The sequence below is a fragment of the Mycolicibacterium rhodesiae genome, assembly GCF_002086695.1.
Classification (GTDB): domain Bacteria; phylum Actinomycetota; class Actinomycetes; order Mycobacteriales; family Mycobacteriaceae; genus Mycobacterium; species Mycobacterium rhodesiae.
The window spans coordinates 97,736-114,583 of sequence record NZ_MVIH01000007.1 but is presented as its reverse complement, the minus strand read 5'-3'; the positions used below and the strand labels follow the sequence as shown (position 1 = coordinate 114,583).

At 67.3% G+C, this 16,848-nt stretch carries 8 protein-coding genes; 1 reads left to right on the top strand and 7 read right to left on the bottom strand.

What is annotated here, in order from left to right:
* Positions 1–34: 34 nt before the first annotated feature.
* Positions 35–763 carry a GAP family protein gene (locus BST42_RS16465; protein ID WP_207569520.1) on the top strand — a complete coding sequence of 243 codons (729 nt, stop codon included), beginning with the start codon at positions 35–37 and terminating at the stop codon, positions 761–763.
* Between the two features lie 9 nt (positions 764–772).
* Here BST42_RS16465 and BST42_RS16460 read toward each other — a convergent pair whose 3' ends face one another.
* From BST42_RS16460 to scpA, 7 genes are all read right to left on the bottom strand, one after another.
* Positions 773–2,125: a hypothetical protein gene (locus BST42_RS16460; RefSeq protein ID WP_083120385.1), complete on the bottom strand. Its 1,353-nt coding sequence runs from the start codon at positions 2,123–2,125 to the stop codon at positions 773–775.
* A gap of 9 nt (positions 2,126–2,134) precedes the next feature.
* Positions 2,135–3,490 (bottom strand): hypothetical protein, encoded by a 1,356-nt coding sequence (locus BST42_RS16455; RefSeq protein ID WP_083120384.1) that lies wholly within the window; start codon positions 3,488–3,490, stop codon positions 2,135–2,137.
* A 4-nt stretch (positions 3,491–3,494) separates the two neighbouring features.
* Entirely contained in the window at positions 3,495–4,949 is a 1,455-nt protein-coding gene (locus BST42_RS16450) for a condensation domain-containing protein (protein WP_083120383.1), read from the bottom strand.
* Positions 4,950–4,971: 22 nt separating this feature from the next.
* Positions 4,972–11,259 (bottom strand): sulfolipid-1 biosynthesis phthioceranic/hydroxyphthioceranic acid synthase, encoded by a 6,288-nt coding sequence (gene pks2 / locus BST42_RS16445; protein WP_083120382.1) that lies wholly within the window; start codon positions 11,257–11,259, stop codon positions 4,972–4,974.
* Between the two features lie 1,011 nt (positions 11,260–12,270).
* Complete coding sequence (gene lipL, locus BST42_RS16440) at positions 12,271–13,539, bottom strand: esterase/beta-lactamase LipL (RefSeq protein ID WP_207569519.1); 1,269 nt, start codon at positions 13,537–13,539, stop codon at positions 12,271–12,273.
* Between the two features lie 73 nt (positions 13,540–13,612).
* Positions 13,613–14,593: a methylmalonyl Co-A mutase-associated GTPase MeaB gene (gene meaB / locus BST42_RS16435; RefSeq protein ID WP_083120380.1), complete on the bottom strand. Its 981-nt coding sequence runs from the start codon at positions 14,591–14,593 to the stop codon at positions 13,613–13,615.
* Positions 14,593–16,848, bottom strand: a complete 2,256-nt coding sequence (gene scpA, locus BST42_RS16430; RefSeq protein ID WP_083120379.1) for a methylmalonyl-CoA mutase — start codon at positions 16,846–16,848, stop codon at positions 14,593–14,595. Before scpA ends, meaB begins: the two co-directional genes overlap by 1 nt.

Here is a 16,848-nt window from a genome sequence, read left to right as displayed (position 1 = left end):
CCCACCGCATCCCGGCAAGGTAGGATTCGGCGTTGTGTGGACAACCGTGGTGCTGCTCGGCCTCGCGGTGAGCATCGAGCCCGCACGCATCGCATTGATCGCACTGCTGCTGACCCGGCCTCGTCCCGCTCGGCACCTGACGGTCTTCCTCTGCACCGGCCTGGCGATGAGCCTCAGCGTGGGCTTCACGGTGCTGTTCATCTTCCATCACAGCTTCCTGGGCAAGGCTGACCTCAACCCGGCCCTCATCCAGATCGGCATCGGTGTCGTCGCCGTGCTCCTCGGTGCGCTGTTGATGTCGAAGATCCCGCTGCGCCAGTTCTCCCGCAAGGAGATGGCCGAAGTGCCTGCCGGGGGCTCCAACGAGACCGTCCTGGAGGTCGAGCAAGAACTGGCGCCGGGCCGGTTCAAGCGACTGACCACCAAGGTGCGCGCCTTCGTGCAGGGGGAATCGTCCTGGTTCTCCGGGTCCATCGGCGCCGCCCTCGCGATGCCGAGCGTCGACTACATGGCCCTGCTGGCGCTGATCATCGCGTCCAAGACCCCGCCTGCCGAACAAGCCGCGGCCCTGATCACGTTCCTGCTGCTGGCGAGCTGGGCGGCGGTCATCCCGCTGCTCAGCTTCATGGTGGCACCGGCCAAGACCCGAGTGTGGGTGGAGCGGTTCAACGACTGGATCCGCACCCGCACCCGCCGGCATGCGGGCATGTTCGTCGCGGTGGTCGGTGTGATTCTGATCGGGGTCGGCCTGCACGGCCTGTGACCCCTCGAGTCACTCGATGACGGCGTTGAGCCCGAATTCGGTCAGGGTCTGATCCACCAGGCCCCGCAGTCGCTGCTTGGTGTTCTCCGCGCCGATCTCGTAGGCCTCGATCGAGATCACGACCTTGCCGTTGACCCGCGCGGACACCACGACAAGCTGACCGTGCGAGCGTTCGATCTCGCGCCGCGTCACGTTCTGGTCGAGGGCCCTCAGGACGACCTTCTCCGCGGTCGTGCCGTCGACCTGAGCGATCTGCGGAGGCAGGTCCCCGAGGTTCGAGCAGGACACCGGGAGGTCCTCGGAGTAGGAAAACAACAGCTCGGCCACTCCCTTGACGGCGACCTGAGGCAGCCATGGCATCAACGGGAAGAGTTGCATCGCCGGGTCGGTCTGTTCCTTGGCCATCTTCCGTGACTCACGCACGACGGCACGCGACTCGGTCAGGTCGACGGTTACCTTCTCCGGGTCGACGGTGGCGTTGGCGAAGGCCATTGCCAGTGCACGGTCGTCCTCGAGGCTCTCGCGCAGGTTGATCGCGATCACCAGCGTCACCGCGCCGTCCGACTTACGGCGCCGGCCCAGCCGCTCGGCGACCTTCGCGGTGACGCCGACGAGCAGCGAATAGCCGTTGCCGCCAAGGCTTTCCGCACGGGCATCCCACTCGGCGCTGTCGACGAAGGCGGCCACCGAGGGCACGTGGACGATCTCGTCCAGGCCGGGCTGGTCGACGCGCTTCCCGCGGGACCGGACCAGGTCCCGCCGCTTGCTCCACAGCAGCTTCGCGCCGATGGCCAGCGCCCGACGCGTCTCGGGCAGGTCCCGCAGCGCCTGGCGTGCGTCGGCGGCCAGCGCCTGGCGCCGGGGCCGCGAGCCGGGGCGGCCATATCCACCGTCGCGGACGTTGCCGGTGACCGCCTCGAAGATCGCCAGCCCCGCGGCGGTGCCGTCGCCGATCACATGCGACGCCACCATGCTGATAGCGGTGGCGCCGTCGGTCAGCGGCTGGACCACCAGGTACCAGGTGGGGCCGTGTTCGGGGTCGATCGGGAGCGTCGCGAGCTCGTCGGCCCAGTCCATCAGTTCGTCACGCGGACGCGGCGTCTCGTTGAACTTTATCTCCGACGGCGCCTCGCGCGGTTGGACCCACCGTGGCCTGCCGAACGGCAGCGGCGAACGCTCGATGCGCCGGCCGCCGAGCGAGTCGGCGATGTTGCGGTGGAATCGTCGCAGCCCCTCGAAGTCGACGGGATGTTCGTACACCCACACGGCCTGCATGAGCTGCCCGCGACCGGTGGCACGCATCAGCTCGAAGGCGGTCTGATCGAAGAACTCGAGCAGATGTTCTTGCGACTCAGCACTCACTGCGCAACCTCACTCGACGATGCCGGACAGGTCGAACTCTGCCAGGGTCTGGGCGATCACCTCACGCAGGCGATGACGTGAGTTGTCGGCGCCCGGTTGGTAACTCATCACGGGAACGATGACCATACCGCCGACGCGCGCCGACGCCACCGTCATCAGGCCGCGCCGTCGTTCGAGCACATCGAGGGTGAGGTTTCGGTCGACGCCGCCGAAGTAGAAGCGCTCGGACGGCGTGCCGTCGAGCCGCAGCAGGTCGTCCGGGACGTCACCCATGTTCGAACACGACACCGGCACATCGGCGGAGAAGTTGAAGGCCATGTCGGCCATCCGACCCATCGCCCGCTTGGGCAGGAACGGGATCAGCGGGAGCAGCTCGACCATCTCGTCGGGTTTCTCGCGCGCGGTGATCAAACCCTTCTTGATCGCCGAACGAGCGCCGGAGAGATCCTTGGCGACCGGACCCGGGTCGAACGTCACGTTGGCGATCGTCACCACGTTGCCGCCGGTGTCGCCGGGGCTGTCGCGCTCACTGACCGGGATCATCAGCGTCGCCGCACCATCGCTCGAACGAGTTCGGCCGAGGTTCTGCGCGAGCTTGCCCGCGAACCCGGCCACCAGCGAAAAATGGTTCCCGCCAAGATCTTTCGCGCGCTGATCCCACAATTCTTTGTCGATGACCGCGGTCGTGAACGCAATCATGACCGGGAGGCCGCCACCGTGAGTGGGCGCCGACACCGGCTCGCCGGGACGCACCAGCTCATCCTTACGGCGGGCTGCGACCTTGGCCGCCTTGACCAGCGTCCGCCCGATCTCCGGCAGATCCGACCCCAGCTGACGCAGATCCTGCAACACAGCCCGTGAGCGGGTGCGGGAATTCCGGGGTGGGTAACCGAGATCCTTGCCTGCGCCGTGCACCGCGGCGACGACCGACGCCACCACCCCGCCGCCGTCGACGACGGTGTGCGACACGACCAGGCTCACCGCGCTGGTTCCGTCGGTGAACGACTGGACGCCGATCCGCCAGGCCGGCGAATACTCGGGGTCGAGCGGCAACTCCACCTGCTCGTGCGCCCAGTCCCACAGCTCCTCTCGGGGCCGCGGCTCCTCGGCGATCTCCAGCGGCGTCTGCGGACCGGCGACCGAGACCCAGCGGTGCCGACCGAACGGCAGCGGTGAGGTCTCGACCAACCGGCCGACGAGACCGCGGCCGAAGTTCTGGTGAAATCGCCGAACACCGTCCAGGTCAAGCGGGTGCTCGTAGATCCAGATGAGCTGCATGACGGCCTCTTGGCCGGCGCCACGCAACGCCAACAACAACGCCTGATCGGCGTAGGGCACTACGTTGTCAGGTCTGGGCTTCCCCACCGGGTCAGACCGTCGCGGTGGACACGCGAGACGACGAGACCAGCTCGGAACGGCCGTCGGCCACCCGGAGATAAATGCACTTCATCAGCTCGACGAACTCGGCGACCGATTCGCGGGCGATCGGGTTGTCCGGGTAGGCGACGGTGATGATCGTGCCGTTCGCGCGACGATTCACCCACATGCCGACCTGGTTGGCCGCACCCAGATCCGTGTAGATGTGACCGCCCCGCGCATACCACTGGGACATGATCACCGGGTTCAGCGGCGGCAGACCCACGTCGAGGTAGGACAGCATCGGGACGCCGGGTCCGGCCGGCCGGATGCGCGGTGTGTCCTCGGTGTCGGCGAGCTCGTAGACCCGCTCGATCGGAACGTTGGCCAGCGGCATCCCGGAGTCGAACGACTCCTGGGCGGCGCGGGCAACCTCGGCGAAGTTGCGGGCGGCGACCGGCACCGACAGCGGAACAACGCCGGTGAACCAGCCCGTGGTCATGAATTCTGCGGGCGTGCTGCGGGTGGTGGTCGGGGTGATGACGTAGTAGTCGTCGTCGCCGGTCAGCTGCCGGTGGGCAAGGGCCGCGGCGGCGAACACGCCACCGATGAACCGCACACCGGCCGAGGTGCAGGCCGACTCGAAGCGGTCTGTCTCGTGCTCGTCCATCAGCTGCACTGTGAGCAGGTCTCCGCTGCAGTGCACCGACGGATCGCCCAACGGCAGCGGGAACGTCGGCATGGTGCCGCCGTTGCTCTCCAGGAAGTCCAGCCAACCGCGGACATCAGGCGAATCCATGGTCAGCTGCTCGGTGTAGTCATGCTGACGCGCGCAGTAGTCCTGGTAGCTGCCGGCCTCGGGCAGGCGCAGCGGTGCGCCTCCGCCGGCCAGGGCCTCGTAGTTCATGTGCATTTCCACGAACAGCGCCATCATCAGCATCGCGTCGGCATGCAGATGATCAACGCTGACGTAGAACGTGAAGTGGTCGTCACGCTGGATCACGCCGAACCGGAAGCAGTCCCACTCCAGCGGGCTCGGGGTGTCGAGCACGTGCTTCTTCCACTGCGCGGAGTTCATCTCGCCGTGCTTGGTGGCCACGAACTGGATGTCGTTCGGGTTCTCCACCGTGTGGCGGACCAGCCGGTCGGTGCCGCTGTCGTCGGCGACGAACTCGAACCAGCTGTGGAAGGTGTCATGCCGGCGAAGGTAGGCGTTGATGACGAACGTCATCGCGCGCACGTCGCACTTGCCAGGCATGTTCCACGCCGGGATCAGCAGCCGCGCCATCTCCAGGCCGTTGGCCGTGTGATTGCGGTAGCTGCGTATGTGCTGACCCTGCTGGTAGCTCGCAGGAACATCGCTAACCGGTGCGTCCTGAACCTTCTTCAGGCACGCCGGCGACGGGCTCCACGACACGACCTTGCCTGGCGCGTCCACCCAGTCATGGATTGCGGTAAGTGCAACCACCCTAAAAACCCCTTCGACCCAGTTAGCGGGATGCAGCTGACGTAATGACGCCGGCCAGTGTTTCGCACAGGCTCTCGGCCAACGACCGGACAGTCGTTATATCCATCGATCGAACGCGTATTCCCGTTTCAGTTTCAATACGCGTTCTCAGTTCTAGGTTGCCCAGTGAGTCCAGACCGTATTCAGAAATCGGCCGGTCCGGATCAATCGAGCGACGCAAAATCAGGCTGAGCTGCTCAGATACCAGACGACGCACTCGAGTCGGCCATTCCTCGACCGGCAGCTCGTGCAACTCCGCCCGGAACGTGCTGGTGTCCGCAGGACGGTCGCCGCTGGCCTTGAAGGCCTCGGCGAACGGGCTGCGAGCGGCCAGATCGGTCAGCCACGGCGTTCCGATCATCGGCGCGTAACCGCTGTAGGCGCGGTCGTGACGCAGCAGCGCCTCGAAGGCGCGAGCACCCTCATCCGGGCTGATCATCGTGGTGTCGCCGGAGGCGGCCAGATGCTTGCCCGCACCGATCTGGTCCCAGGCCGCCCACGCGATCGCCGTGGCGGGCAGGCCCTGCGAACGACGCCAGTGGGTGAACCCGTCGAGCCAGCTGTTGGCCGCCGCGTAGGCACCCTGTCCCGGCGAGCCCATCAGGGCGGCCGCCGAGGAGAACGAGCAGAACCAGTCGAGCGGCTGCGCCGTGGTGGCCCGATGCAGGTGCCATGCGCCGTAGACCTTGGGAGCCCAGTCCCGGTCGATCAGCTCGTCGGTGATGTTGGGCAGGATGGCGTCCTCGACGACGGCGGCCGCGTGCAGAACCCCACGCACCGCCATACCGGTCTCGGTGGCCACCGTCACCAGGCGGTCGACTGTCTCCGACAGCGCGATGTCGCCGCTGACCACCTCGACCTGCGTTCCGGCGGCCCGCATGCGCTCGATCTCGACCAGCGCCTCCGGCTTCGGCTCCGACCGCGAATTCAGCACGATCCGCCCGCAGCCGGCATCGGCCATCTTCGATGCGAGGTACAAGCCCAGTCCGCCGAGGCCGCCGGTGATGATGTACGAGCCGTCGCGGCGGAACACCTTGGCCTGCTCCGGGGGCACCACTACGCTGCTGTGGCCCACCTTCGGCACCGACAGCAGCAGCTTGCCGGTGTGCTCTGCGGCGCCCATCACGCGGATGGCGGTGGCAGCGTCGGCCAGCGGATAGTGCGTGGTCTCCGGCTGCGGCAGCACGCCTTCGGCGGTCATCCGGTAGACGGAGTTCAGGAGCTCGCGGATCTGCGCGGGATGCGTGGTGGCCATCAGCGCCAAGTCGACGCCGTAGAAGGACAGGTTCTTGCGGAACGGGAACAGCCCGAGGCGGGTGTCACCGTAGATGTCCTTCTTGCCGATCTCGACGAAGCGTCCGCCGAAGGCCAGCAGGTCTACGCCGGCCCGCTGGGAGGCACCGGTAAGCGAGTTCAGCACGATGTCCACGCCGTAGCCGTCGGTGTCCCGGCGGATCTCCTCCCCGAAGGCGGCGCTGCGCGAGTCGTACACGTGAGTGATGCCCATGCCGCGCAGGATGTCGCGGCGCTCCTCGGTGCCTGCGGTGGCGAAGATCTCCGCACCGAAATGGCGGGCTATCGCGATCGCGGCCTGGCCCACACCGCCGGTCGCGGAGTGGATCAGCACCTTGTCCCCGGCCTTGATCTTGGCCAGGTCGACCAGGCTGTACCAGGCGGTCGCCGACGCGGTGGACACCGCTGCGGCCTGATCGTCGCGCAGGCCCGAGGGCAGCGTGACGGCCACGTCGGCGTCGCAGGTCACGAACGTGCCCCAGCAACCGTTGGGCGACATGCCACCCACGTGATCGCCGACCCGGTGCGAGGTGACGTCGGGACCGACCGCGGTCACGACGCCGGCGAAGTCGATGCCCAGCTGCGGGTGCAAACCCTCGAAGCTCGGGTAGCGGCCGAAGGCCAGCAGCACGTCGGCGAAGTTCAGGCTGGACGCGGTGACCGCGACTTCGATCTGGCCCGGTCCCGGCGGGATCCGGTCGAACGCCGCCAGCTCCAGGGTCTGCATGTCACCGGGGACGCGGATCTCCAGGCGCATGCCGTCACGGGAGTGGTCGACGACGGTGGTGTAGCGCTCGTCCGGGCGCAGCGGGCTCGGGAACAGATGCGCGGTGTACCACTCGCCGGCGCGGAGGGCGGTCTCGTCCTCCTCCGAACCGGTCAGCAGTGCACGGGCCACCAGCTTGGCGTCGACGTCGTCGTCGACGTCGATCTGGCTGGGCCGCAGCTGCGGGTACTCCGCACCGATCACGCGCAGCAGACCCCGCAGGCCGGCCTGCTCGAGGTTCGGGCGGTCGTCGGCCAGCACCGTCTGGGCGTTGCGGGTGACGACGTGCAACCGCGGCGGCTCGCCTGCGGTATCTGCGAGCTCGCGGGCGATCCGGACCAGGTGACGAACCTGTTCTCCGCCGCGCAGCGGCATCTGCTCTTCCGGGCAGCCGGCAATGAGCGCCGGGGACACCACGACGACGTTGTCGAACCCGCCTTCGGAGAAGTAGGACGCCAGCCGCTCGGCGTTGGCGGCATGGTCGGCCTGCTGCGGCCAGGACATGGTGGTGACGTCGGCGTCGTTCAGCTTGAGCGCATCGGTGAGCGCCGAGGCCAACAGGTCGACGTTGTCGGAGGTGCTGACCAGCAGCCAGGTCGCCGAGTTGTTCTGGGTGACCTCGGCGAGCTGATGCTGGCGCCACTCGATGCCGAGCAACCGCTCGTTGAGCACCCGGTCGCCTTCGTTGCTCTCCGACATGCCGCTGCCCATACGCAGACCCTCGACGGTGAACAACACCGTCCCGTAGTCGTCGAGCAGATCGATGTCGGCCTGAACAGTCGAGCCGTCCAGCGAGGTGACCTTGGTCAGGCAGTAGCGGGCGTTGCGCACCGGGCCGTGGACACGCAGCCGGTCGACGCCGAGCGGCAGCAGCAGCGCGCCGGTGCCGGAGGCCTGCACGCCCGGGTGGGCGGCGACCGACTGGAAGCAGGCGTCCAGCAGCGCCGGGTGAACGCCGTACGAGGTCTGCTGGTTGCGAATCGAGGTCGGCAGGCCGATCTCGGCCAGCACGGTGTTGGCGTTCTCGTCGGCGGCGTTGACGGCCTGCAGCGCGGTGAACGCGGGACCGAACTGGACACCGCGCCCGTCGAACCACTGCCGCACACCGTCGCCGTCGGCGCGGGTGGGATGAGCGCTCTGCAGCGCGTCCATGTCGTACGGCTGCGGCTGCTCGCCGGCCTCGCGCGCGGTGAGCACCGCGCTGGCGCGTTGCTCCCGCTCGCCGTCGATATCGGTTTCGACCATGAACTGCAGGACGCCGGGGCCGTCCGCCGAGGCGGTCGCGCTGACCGGGGTCAGATCCTTGAGCAGCAGCATCGCGTCGAACGTGACGTCGCGGACCTCGGCGTCGTCACCGAAAATGGTGCGCGCGGCGGCCAACGCCATCTCGCAGTAGGCCGCGCCGGGCAGCGCAGCGACATTGTTGATCTGGTGATCGACCAGCCACGGGTGCGCGCTGGTGCCGACCTCGGCCGCCCAGGCGTGCCGCTCGGGCTCCTCCAGCAGGCGGACGTGCGACCCCAGCAGCGGGTGGGCCGCGACGAGGTGGGTGCCGCGGGTCTGGTTCTCCGCACCGTCCGGAATCAGCACCAGGTTGCGGTGGGCCCAGGTGGGCAGCGGGGCGTCGACCAGGCGGCCGACCGGGTACAGCACCGAGAAGTCGACCTGCGCACCGGCGGAGTACAGGTCACCGAGGAATTCGCCCATGCCGTGCGGCACGTCCTGGCCGCGCCGCATCCCGGCCAGCGCGGCGACGGAGATGTCCAGCGTGGCGGCGGTCTGGTCGATCGCGCGGATCAGCAGCGGGTGCGGGGACAGCTCGCCGAACACCCGGAAGCCGTCTTCCAGCGCGGTCTGCACGGCGGCCGAGAACCGGACCGTGTGGCGCAGGTTGTCGACCCAGTAGTCGGCGTCGCAGTACGGCTGCTCACGCGGGTCGAACGAGGTGGCCGAGTAGTAGGGCACCTCGGGGGCCATCGGGCTGATGTCGTCGAGCATCTCGGACAGTTCGTCGAGGATCGGGTCGACCTGCGGCGAGTGCGACGCCACGTCGACGTTGACCTCACGGGCCATGATCTCGCGCGCTTCCCAGCCCGCCACGATCCGGCGCACGGTCTCGGTGTCGCCACCGATCACCGTCGACTTGGGCGACGCCACGACGGCGACGACCACGTCCTCGATGCCTTGTTGTTCGAGTTCTTCACGGACCTGCTGCGCGGGCATTTCGACCGACGCCATCGCTCCCCCGCCGGCCAGCCGCAGGCACAGCAGCGAACGACGGCAGATGACCTTGACGCCATCCTCCAGGGACAGCGCACCGGAGACGACGGCGGCGGCGACCTCACCCAGCGAGTGGCCGATGACCGCTCCGGGCTGGACTCCGTAGGAGCGCATCGTGGCGGCCATCGCAACCTGGACGGCGAAGATCGTGGGCTGAACGCGATGGATGCCCTCGACGGTTTCGGGAGCGGTCATCGCCTCGGTGACCGAGAAGTCGGACTCGGCGGCGATCAGCGGCTCGATCTCGGCGATCTTCGCGGCGAAGACCGGCTCGGTGGCCAGCAGACCCGTGCCCATCGACGCCCATTGCGAGCCCTGGCCGGAGAAGATCCACACCGGACCGCGGTCGTCGTGACCCACGGCGGGCTGGAACGGGTCGTCGCCCTCTGCGACCTGGCGCAGGCCTGCGATCAGTTCGGCGCGGTCGTCGGCGATGACAGAGGTGCGCAGCGGGCGGTGTCCGCGACGTCGGGCCAGCGTGTAGCCCAGGTCCCGCAGCGACAGTTCCTCGCCGGCGGTCTCGACCCAGTCGGCCAGGCGCGCGGCGGTGTTGCGCAGCTCCTCGACCGAGCTCGAGCACACCGGGAAAACCAGCAGTTCCTTCGCGGCGTCCGGCTTGGCGGACTCGACAACCACGGGTGCTTCGGGAGCCTGCTCGAGGATCGCGTGCACGTTGGTGCCCGACATGCCGTAGGACGAGACGCCCGCGCGGCGCGGTCCGCTCTCCTTGGGCCACGGGATGTTCTCGGTCGGGACGAACATGCCCGTCTTGACCTTGGCGTTCTTCTCGGACAGCTGGGTGAAGTGCACGTTGCGCGGCACCACGCCGTGATGCACGGCCAGGACGGCTTTCATCAGGCCCAATACGCCCGCCGCGGACTCGGCGTGGCCGAAGTTGCTCTTGACCGACGTCAGCGCGCAGGGTCCGTCGGTGCCGTAGACGGTGGAGACGCTGTTGAACTCGATGGTGTCGCCGACCGGGGTGCCGGTGCCGTGCGCCTCGACCATGCCCACGGTGGCGGGGTCGACGCCGGCCGCGTCGAGCGCGGCCTGGAAGACGGAGACCTGGGCGTCGCGCGACGGGGTAAGGATGTTCTCGGTGCGGCCGTCCTGATTGGAGGCGGTGCTCTTGATGACGGCGAGCACCCGATCGCCGTCACGCTGGGCGTCGTCGAGCCGCTTGAGGACGACGATCCCGCAGCCCTCCGAGCGGACGAAGCCGTCGGCGGCGACGTCGAAGGAGTGGCAGCGTCCGGTCGGCGACAGCATGCCCTGCCCCGACGACGAGGCGTAGAGGCGCTGGTCCAGCATCAGCATCACACCGCCGGCCAACGCCATGTCGCTTTCGCCCTCGTGCAGGCTGCGGCAGGCCTGATGCACCGCGACCAGACTCGAGGAGCAGGCGGTGTCGGTGGTCAGCGCCGGGCCATGTAGACCGAGCGCGTGTGAGATGCGGCCGGAGGCCATGCTGAACGGGTTGCCGGTGAAGGCATAGGCCTGGTCGAAAGCGCCGGCGTCGCTGGTGACCATGGCGTAGTCGTCGTGGGACATTCCGATGAAGACACCGGTCGACGTGCCGGAAAGTGAAGACGGGGTGAAGCCAGCCTGCTCGACGGCTTCCCAGCTGGTCTCCAGCAGCACGCGGTGCTGCGGGTCCATCGCGGTGGCCTCGCGCTCGTTGATGCCGAAGAAGTCGGGATCGAAACCGGTCACGTCATCGATGAAGGCACCCCACTTCGACACCGAGCGGCCGGGCACGCCGGGTTCCGGGTCGTAGAGGTCGTCAGCATCCCACCGGTCGGCCGGAACTTCAGTGACCAGATCGGCGCCGTCGAGCAACGCTTCCCACAGCTTGTGAGGAGAGTCGATACCACCGGGCAACCGGCACGCCATGCCGACTACGGCGATGGGGGTGACAGATGTCTGACGCACGTCCGCTCACACCTCTCTTGGCACTTGCCAAGGCAACCCAACCCGACCTTGTAGCTCCGCGCGCCACGTCAAAGTTGCCAATGTCCTCGGTAGCCTAGCTGTTTTTCGTTAAGTGCGCGACAAATGTTTCGAGTTTTTGATTAGGGTTTGGACAAAGTGACCTTTGGCCCCTAAGTGGTTGGCTGGCCTGGCGCATATCTGATTGCTGCCGTTTCCGACACAGGACCCGACAAGACGCCTGCAGCGCTTTATCAAGAGAATCTAAAAATCGCTTCTAGCTGGGGTTTTGTAAACTCAACGCTACCTGGGCAAACCACCGGACACCGCCGACAACCCTGTTCTGGGGGCCAAGTACGAAGTTGCAGGGTGTTTACTATCGCAATTGGGCCTCAATTTAGCATCTACGGCGTTATAGCAAATTTGGGATATGGGGTCTCCGGAAAAGCTCAGACCTCGGTTCCGAATTGCTTGCCAGCCACCATTCGATAATGCCCGATGTCGTGTCGGACCGCGCACCGCACCTGCGTGATAGCGTGGCGTCCCTGAGAGTTTCCGCTACCCCGCCTCAGCATCAGAAAACCCTCTAGCCTGCAGCTACCGTTCTGTTACACAGGAGATGGCTACTAACCTGAGAGTAGGCTGAGATTTCGATATCAGAACCCAGGGAAACGTGATTCAGGCCACATTTACTTGGCGCCATAGATGCTGATTCTCGGTTCACTGATATTTCACAGCTTGAGGCAGCAAACGGTTCTGGATAAATGACCCGCTATTCGCAGATATTTGGCGAACTTTTGCCGGAAAGGGTTCTTCAGCGCGGTTCAAACGATGCCCCGTGACATTTATCACCCGCTTAAGGGCGTCTTGTGAAGTCCCTGTGAAAGTTAGCTGGAGCCCCCGCGAGGGACGTTTGGCGAGGCCGGCCTCGGTGTCCTGGCACCCTCCGACCAGGGAACTTCCCGCACATCGGGGTTCCACAGCAAGGGCTCAGAACGGTGATATGACGCGGAGCTAACCCGCGACGACTCCCGACATGGGCAACGGGAACCGGGCACCGAACTCGGTGACTGGCGAGAAGCCGTGCTTGCGAGCCGAGGCGGCGCCGCGCCGGATCAGCGCCGCGGTGGTGACGAAGCCGGCCTGGTCGGCCAGCACAAACGGGGTCAGCAGCCGGTTGTGCACGAAGCTGAACGACAGCCCCGCCTCCGGAATTGCCCAGCCGAGCGACCCGCCGAGTCCCACATGACCGAAGCCGGGCAGCACGCCCGGAATGGGTAGCGCGTGATAGCCGAGGTGGAATGCCAGCGGCAGGATCAAATTGCGGTCCGGGGTCAGATTGCGCCGACCGGTCAGGCCTGCGACCAATTCCGCGGACAGGTACCGCTTGCCGTCGATCTCACCGCCGTTGGCGATGGCGCCGTACATGCGGGCCAGGCCGCGTGCCGTGGCAACGCCGTTGGCCGCGGGCAGTTCGCTGTCCAGCAACGGCATGGCACCCTGCACCGTCGATCGCATGCCGGGGAAGTACATGGAGCCGAAGATGGCCGACAGCTCGAAGGCCGCGATCCTGGGCGCGAGGCTGTTGAAGAACGGGTTCGGGATGTTCATCTGCGGCCCGATGATCGAGGCCGCCTTCGTCGGCGCGCCCGCCGGAGGCCGGCCCAGGTGGATCCCGTCGGTGTCGAGCGGCGCGGCCACCTCGGTGCGGATCAGCTCACGCATCCCGATCCCGGTGACCGCACGTGCCAGCCCGGACAGCAGCCAGCCGTAGGTGAGCGCGTGATACGCGGGCTTACCGAAGTTGCGGCCGACCGGAGCCGCCGCGATGCGCTCCTCCATCACCACATGATTGAGCAGGTCGCGCCTGCGCACTCCCCGCAGATGCGCCAGACCGGCGCGGTGCTGCATCATCTCGCGCACGGTGATGGCGGCCTTGCCGTTGGCGCCGAACTCCGGCCAGTACTCGGCCACAGGTGCGTCGTAGTCGATCAGGCCGCGGTCGACGAGCCGATGGATGACGGTCGAGGCCACGCCCTTCGTTGCCGAGAACACCATCGCGCCGGTATCCGCCGACCAGCGCTGCCGTCCCCGCCGGTCCGACCAGCCGGTCCAGACGTCGACCACCGGCTGCCCATCGAGGTAGACCGCCAGCGCGCCGCCTCCGAACCGGGGATGCGGGAACATCGCCGAAAAATTGCGCAACGCGCAGGCGAAGTGCGGATCCGCGGCGCCCTGCAGCCCGTGGGGCAGTGCGTCGTGTCCGAGAGTCGCCTGAGTCACAGCTGAGAATTTAATCGGTCTAAGCACACCTGTAACAAATTGTTGCCATTTCGTTAGCTTGACGCGCGGGGCGTCAGATTGACTGGTCGGCCGCGTCGAGGATTCGCTGCGCGGCCAGCGCGGGAGTCAGCTCGCCGTCTCGCACCTGCCGCTCGATCTCGGCGCGTTCGGCCCGGACGGCCGGATGGTTCAGCACCCGATCGAGGACCGCGTCGCGCACCATCGACCACGTCCAGTCCACCTGCTGCGCGCGTCTGCGGGCGTCGAACTCGCCCGCCTTGGTCAACACGTCGCGGTGCTGACACACCGTGTCCCACATCTCCCGCAGTCCGGTGCCCTCCACCGCACTCATCGTCAAAACCGGTGGGCGCCAGAGGGTTTCGCGCGGGTAGATCAGCCGGATGGCGGCGGTCAGCTCACGAGCCGCGGCCTTGGCCTCGATCGCGTGCTTCCCGTCGGCCTTGTTGACCACGACGATGTCGGCGAGTTCCAGCACACCTTTCTTGATGCCCTGAAGCTGGTCGCCGGTGCGGGCCAGGGTGAGGAAGACGAAGGTGTCCACCATGTTGGCGACGGCTACCTCGGACTGCCCGACACCGACGGTTTCGACCAGGATCACGTCGAACCCGGCAGCCTCGACCAGCACGATCGACTCCCGGGTCGCCTTCGCCACCCCACCCAGAGTTCCCGACGTCGGCGACGGACGGATGTAGGCGTCTGGGTGTACGGCGAGCCTCGCCATCCGGGTCTTGTCGCCCAGAATCGAGCCACCGGTGCGGGTGGACGACGGGTCGACGGCCAGCACCGCGACTCGGTGCCCCTGCTCGATGAGGTACATGCCCAGCGCCTCGATGGTGGTCGACTTGCCCACCCCGGGGACGCCGGTGATCCCGACGTGAAGCGCCTTCCCGGCGTCGGGCATCAGCTCGAGGAGCAGCTGCTGAGCCTGATCGCGGTGATCGGCGCGGGTCGACTCGACCAGCGTGATGGCCCGCGACAGCGCCGCGCGATCGCCGCCGCGGATCGCCTCGGCCAGTCCGGGGTTGTCGGGCATCAGGACAGGCTGTAGCCGAGCCGCTCGGCGAGTTTGTGCAGCAGATCGACCGCGGCGTCGGCGATCACCGTGCCGGGCGGGAAGATCGCGGTGGCGCCGGCGGCATAGAGCTCGTCGAAGTCGCCGGGCGGGATGACACCGCCGACCACCACCATGATGTCGGGTCGCCCCACCTCGGCCAGCGCATCGCGCAGCGCAGGCACCAGCGTCAGGTGGCCTGCCGCCAGCGACGACACCCCGACGACGTGCACGTCGTTGTCGGCGGCCTGACGCGCGACTTCCTCGGGAGTGGAGAACAGCGAGCCGACGTCGACGTCGAAACCGATGTCGGCGAACGCCGTGGCGATGACCTTCTGGCCGCGGTCGTGGCCGTCCTGGCCCATCTTGGCGACCAGGATGCGCGGCCGGCGGCCGTCGGCCTCGGCGAACTTCTCCACCAATTCCGTTGCGGTGCTCACGTTCTGGGCCTTCCCGACCTCGTCGCGGTACACCCCGGCGATGGTGCGGATCTCGGCCTGATGGCGGCCGTACACCTTTTCCAGTGCATCGGAGATCTCACCGAGGGTGGCCTTGGCCCGGGCGGCATTGATCGCCAGGGCCAGCAGGTTGTTGCCCAGGCCGTCGTCACCCGCCGGGCCGGAGGCGGCTGCGGCGCGGGACAGTTCGTCCAGCGCGGCCTGGGTGGCGTGCTCGTCCCGCTCACTGCGCAGCTGCTGGAGTTTGGCCAGCTGCTCGGCGCGCACCCGGCTGTTCTCGACCTTGAGGACCTCGATGTCCTGGTCCTCATCGACCTGGTACTTGTTGACCCCGATCAGCGGCTGGGCACCGGAGTCGATGCGCGCCTGCGTGCGCGCAGCGGCTTCCTCGATGCGCAACTTCGGGATGCCCTCGTTGATCGCCTGCGCCATGCCGCCGTGCTCGGCGACCTCGGCGATGTGCGCCCGGGCCTTCTCGGCCAGCTGGTAGGTCAGCCACTCCACGTAGTAGGAGCCCGCCCACGGGTCGATGGGCCTGGTGGTGCCCGACTCCTGCTGCAACAGCAGCTGGGTGTTACGCGCGATCCGCGCCGAGAAGTCGGTGGGCAACGCCAGCGCCTCGTCGAGAGCGTTGGTGTGCAGCGACTGGGTATGTCCCTGCGTCGCGGCCATGGCCTCGATGCACGTGCGTGCCACATTGTTGAACACGTCCTGAGCGGTCAGCGACCAACCCGAGGTCTGCGAATGTGTGCGCAGCGACAGCGATTTGGGATTCTTGGCGCCGAACTCGGCGACCAGCTCACTCCACAGCAGCCGGCCCGCCCGTAGCTTGGCGACCTCCATGAAGAAGTTCATCCCGATACCCCAGAAGAACGACAGGCGCGGCGCGAACTTATCGACGTCCAGCCCGGCGTCCCGGCCGGCCTTGAGATACTCCACACCGTCGGCCAGGGTGTAGGCCAGCTCGAGATCGGCTGTGGCCCCGGCTTCTTGGATGTGATAGCCGGAGATCGAGATCGAGTTGAACTTCGGCATCTTGGCGCTGGTGTAGCCGAAGATGTCGGAGATGATCCGCATCGAGGGCTTCGGCGGGTAGATGTAGGTGTTGCGGACCATGAACTCTTTGAGGATGTCGTTCTGAATGGTCCCCGCCAGCTTCTCCGGCGGCACGCCTTGTTCCTCGGCGGCGACCACGTAGAGCGCCAGGATCGGCAGCACCGCGCCGTTCATGGTCATCGACACGCTCACCGTCGACAAGTCGATGCCGTCGAACAACTGGCGCATGTCGAGGATCGAGTCGATCGCCACGCCGGCCATTCCGACGTCACCGGCGACGCGGGGATGGTCGGAGTCGTAGCCGCGGTGTGTGGCCAGGTCGAAGGCCACCGACAGACCTTTCTGACCGGCGGCCAGATTGCGCCGGTAGAAGGCATTCGACTCTGCTGCCGTGGAGAATCCGGCGTACTGCCGGATGGTCCACGGCTGGTTGACGTACATGGTCGGGTACGGCCCGCGGATGAACGGCGGTTCCCCGGGGAAGCTGTCCAACGGGTATCCCGCCGCGACGACGGCGTCGCGGTCGGCGCCGACGTAGACCGGCTTGACGGCGATGCCTTCCGGGGTCTGCCACTCCAGCTGCTCAGCGGTGTAACCGTGCGCCGACGCGGCGGCGGCGACGTGCTCGGCGACCGCGGCCTCGGTGGGCGCCGGTGCGGGCTGGTCGCCGTGCAGCGGGACATCGGCGAAGCTGGGTACCGTGCCGGTGGTAGAGGCAGTCAT

Bases quoted from the DNA above. Each gene is read 5' to 3' on its own strand.
- meaB (WP_083120380.1), bottom strand. From the start codon at position 14,593: ATGCCCGACAACCCCGGACTGGCCGAGGCGATCCGCGGCGGCGATCGC.
- scpA (WP_083120379.1), bottom strand. From the start codon at position 16,848: ATGACTGCCTCTACCACCGGCACGGTACCCAGCTTCGCCGATGTCCCG.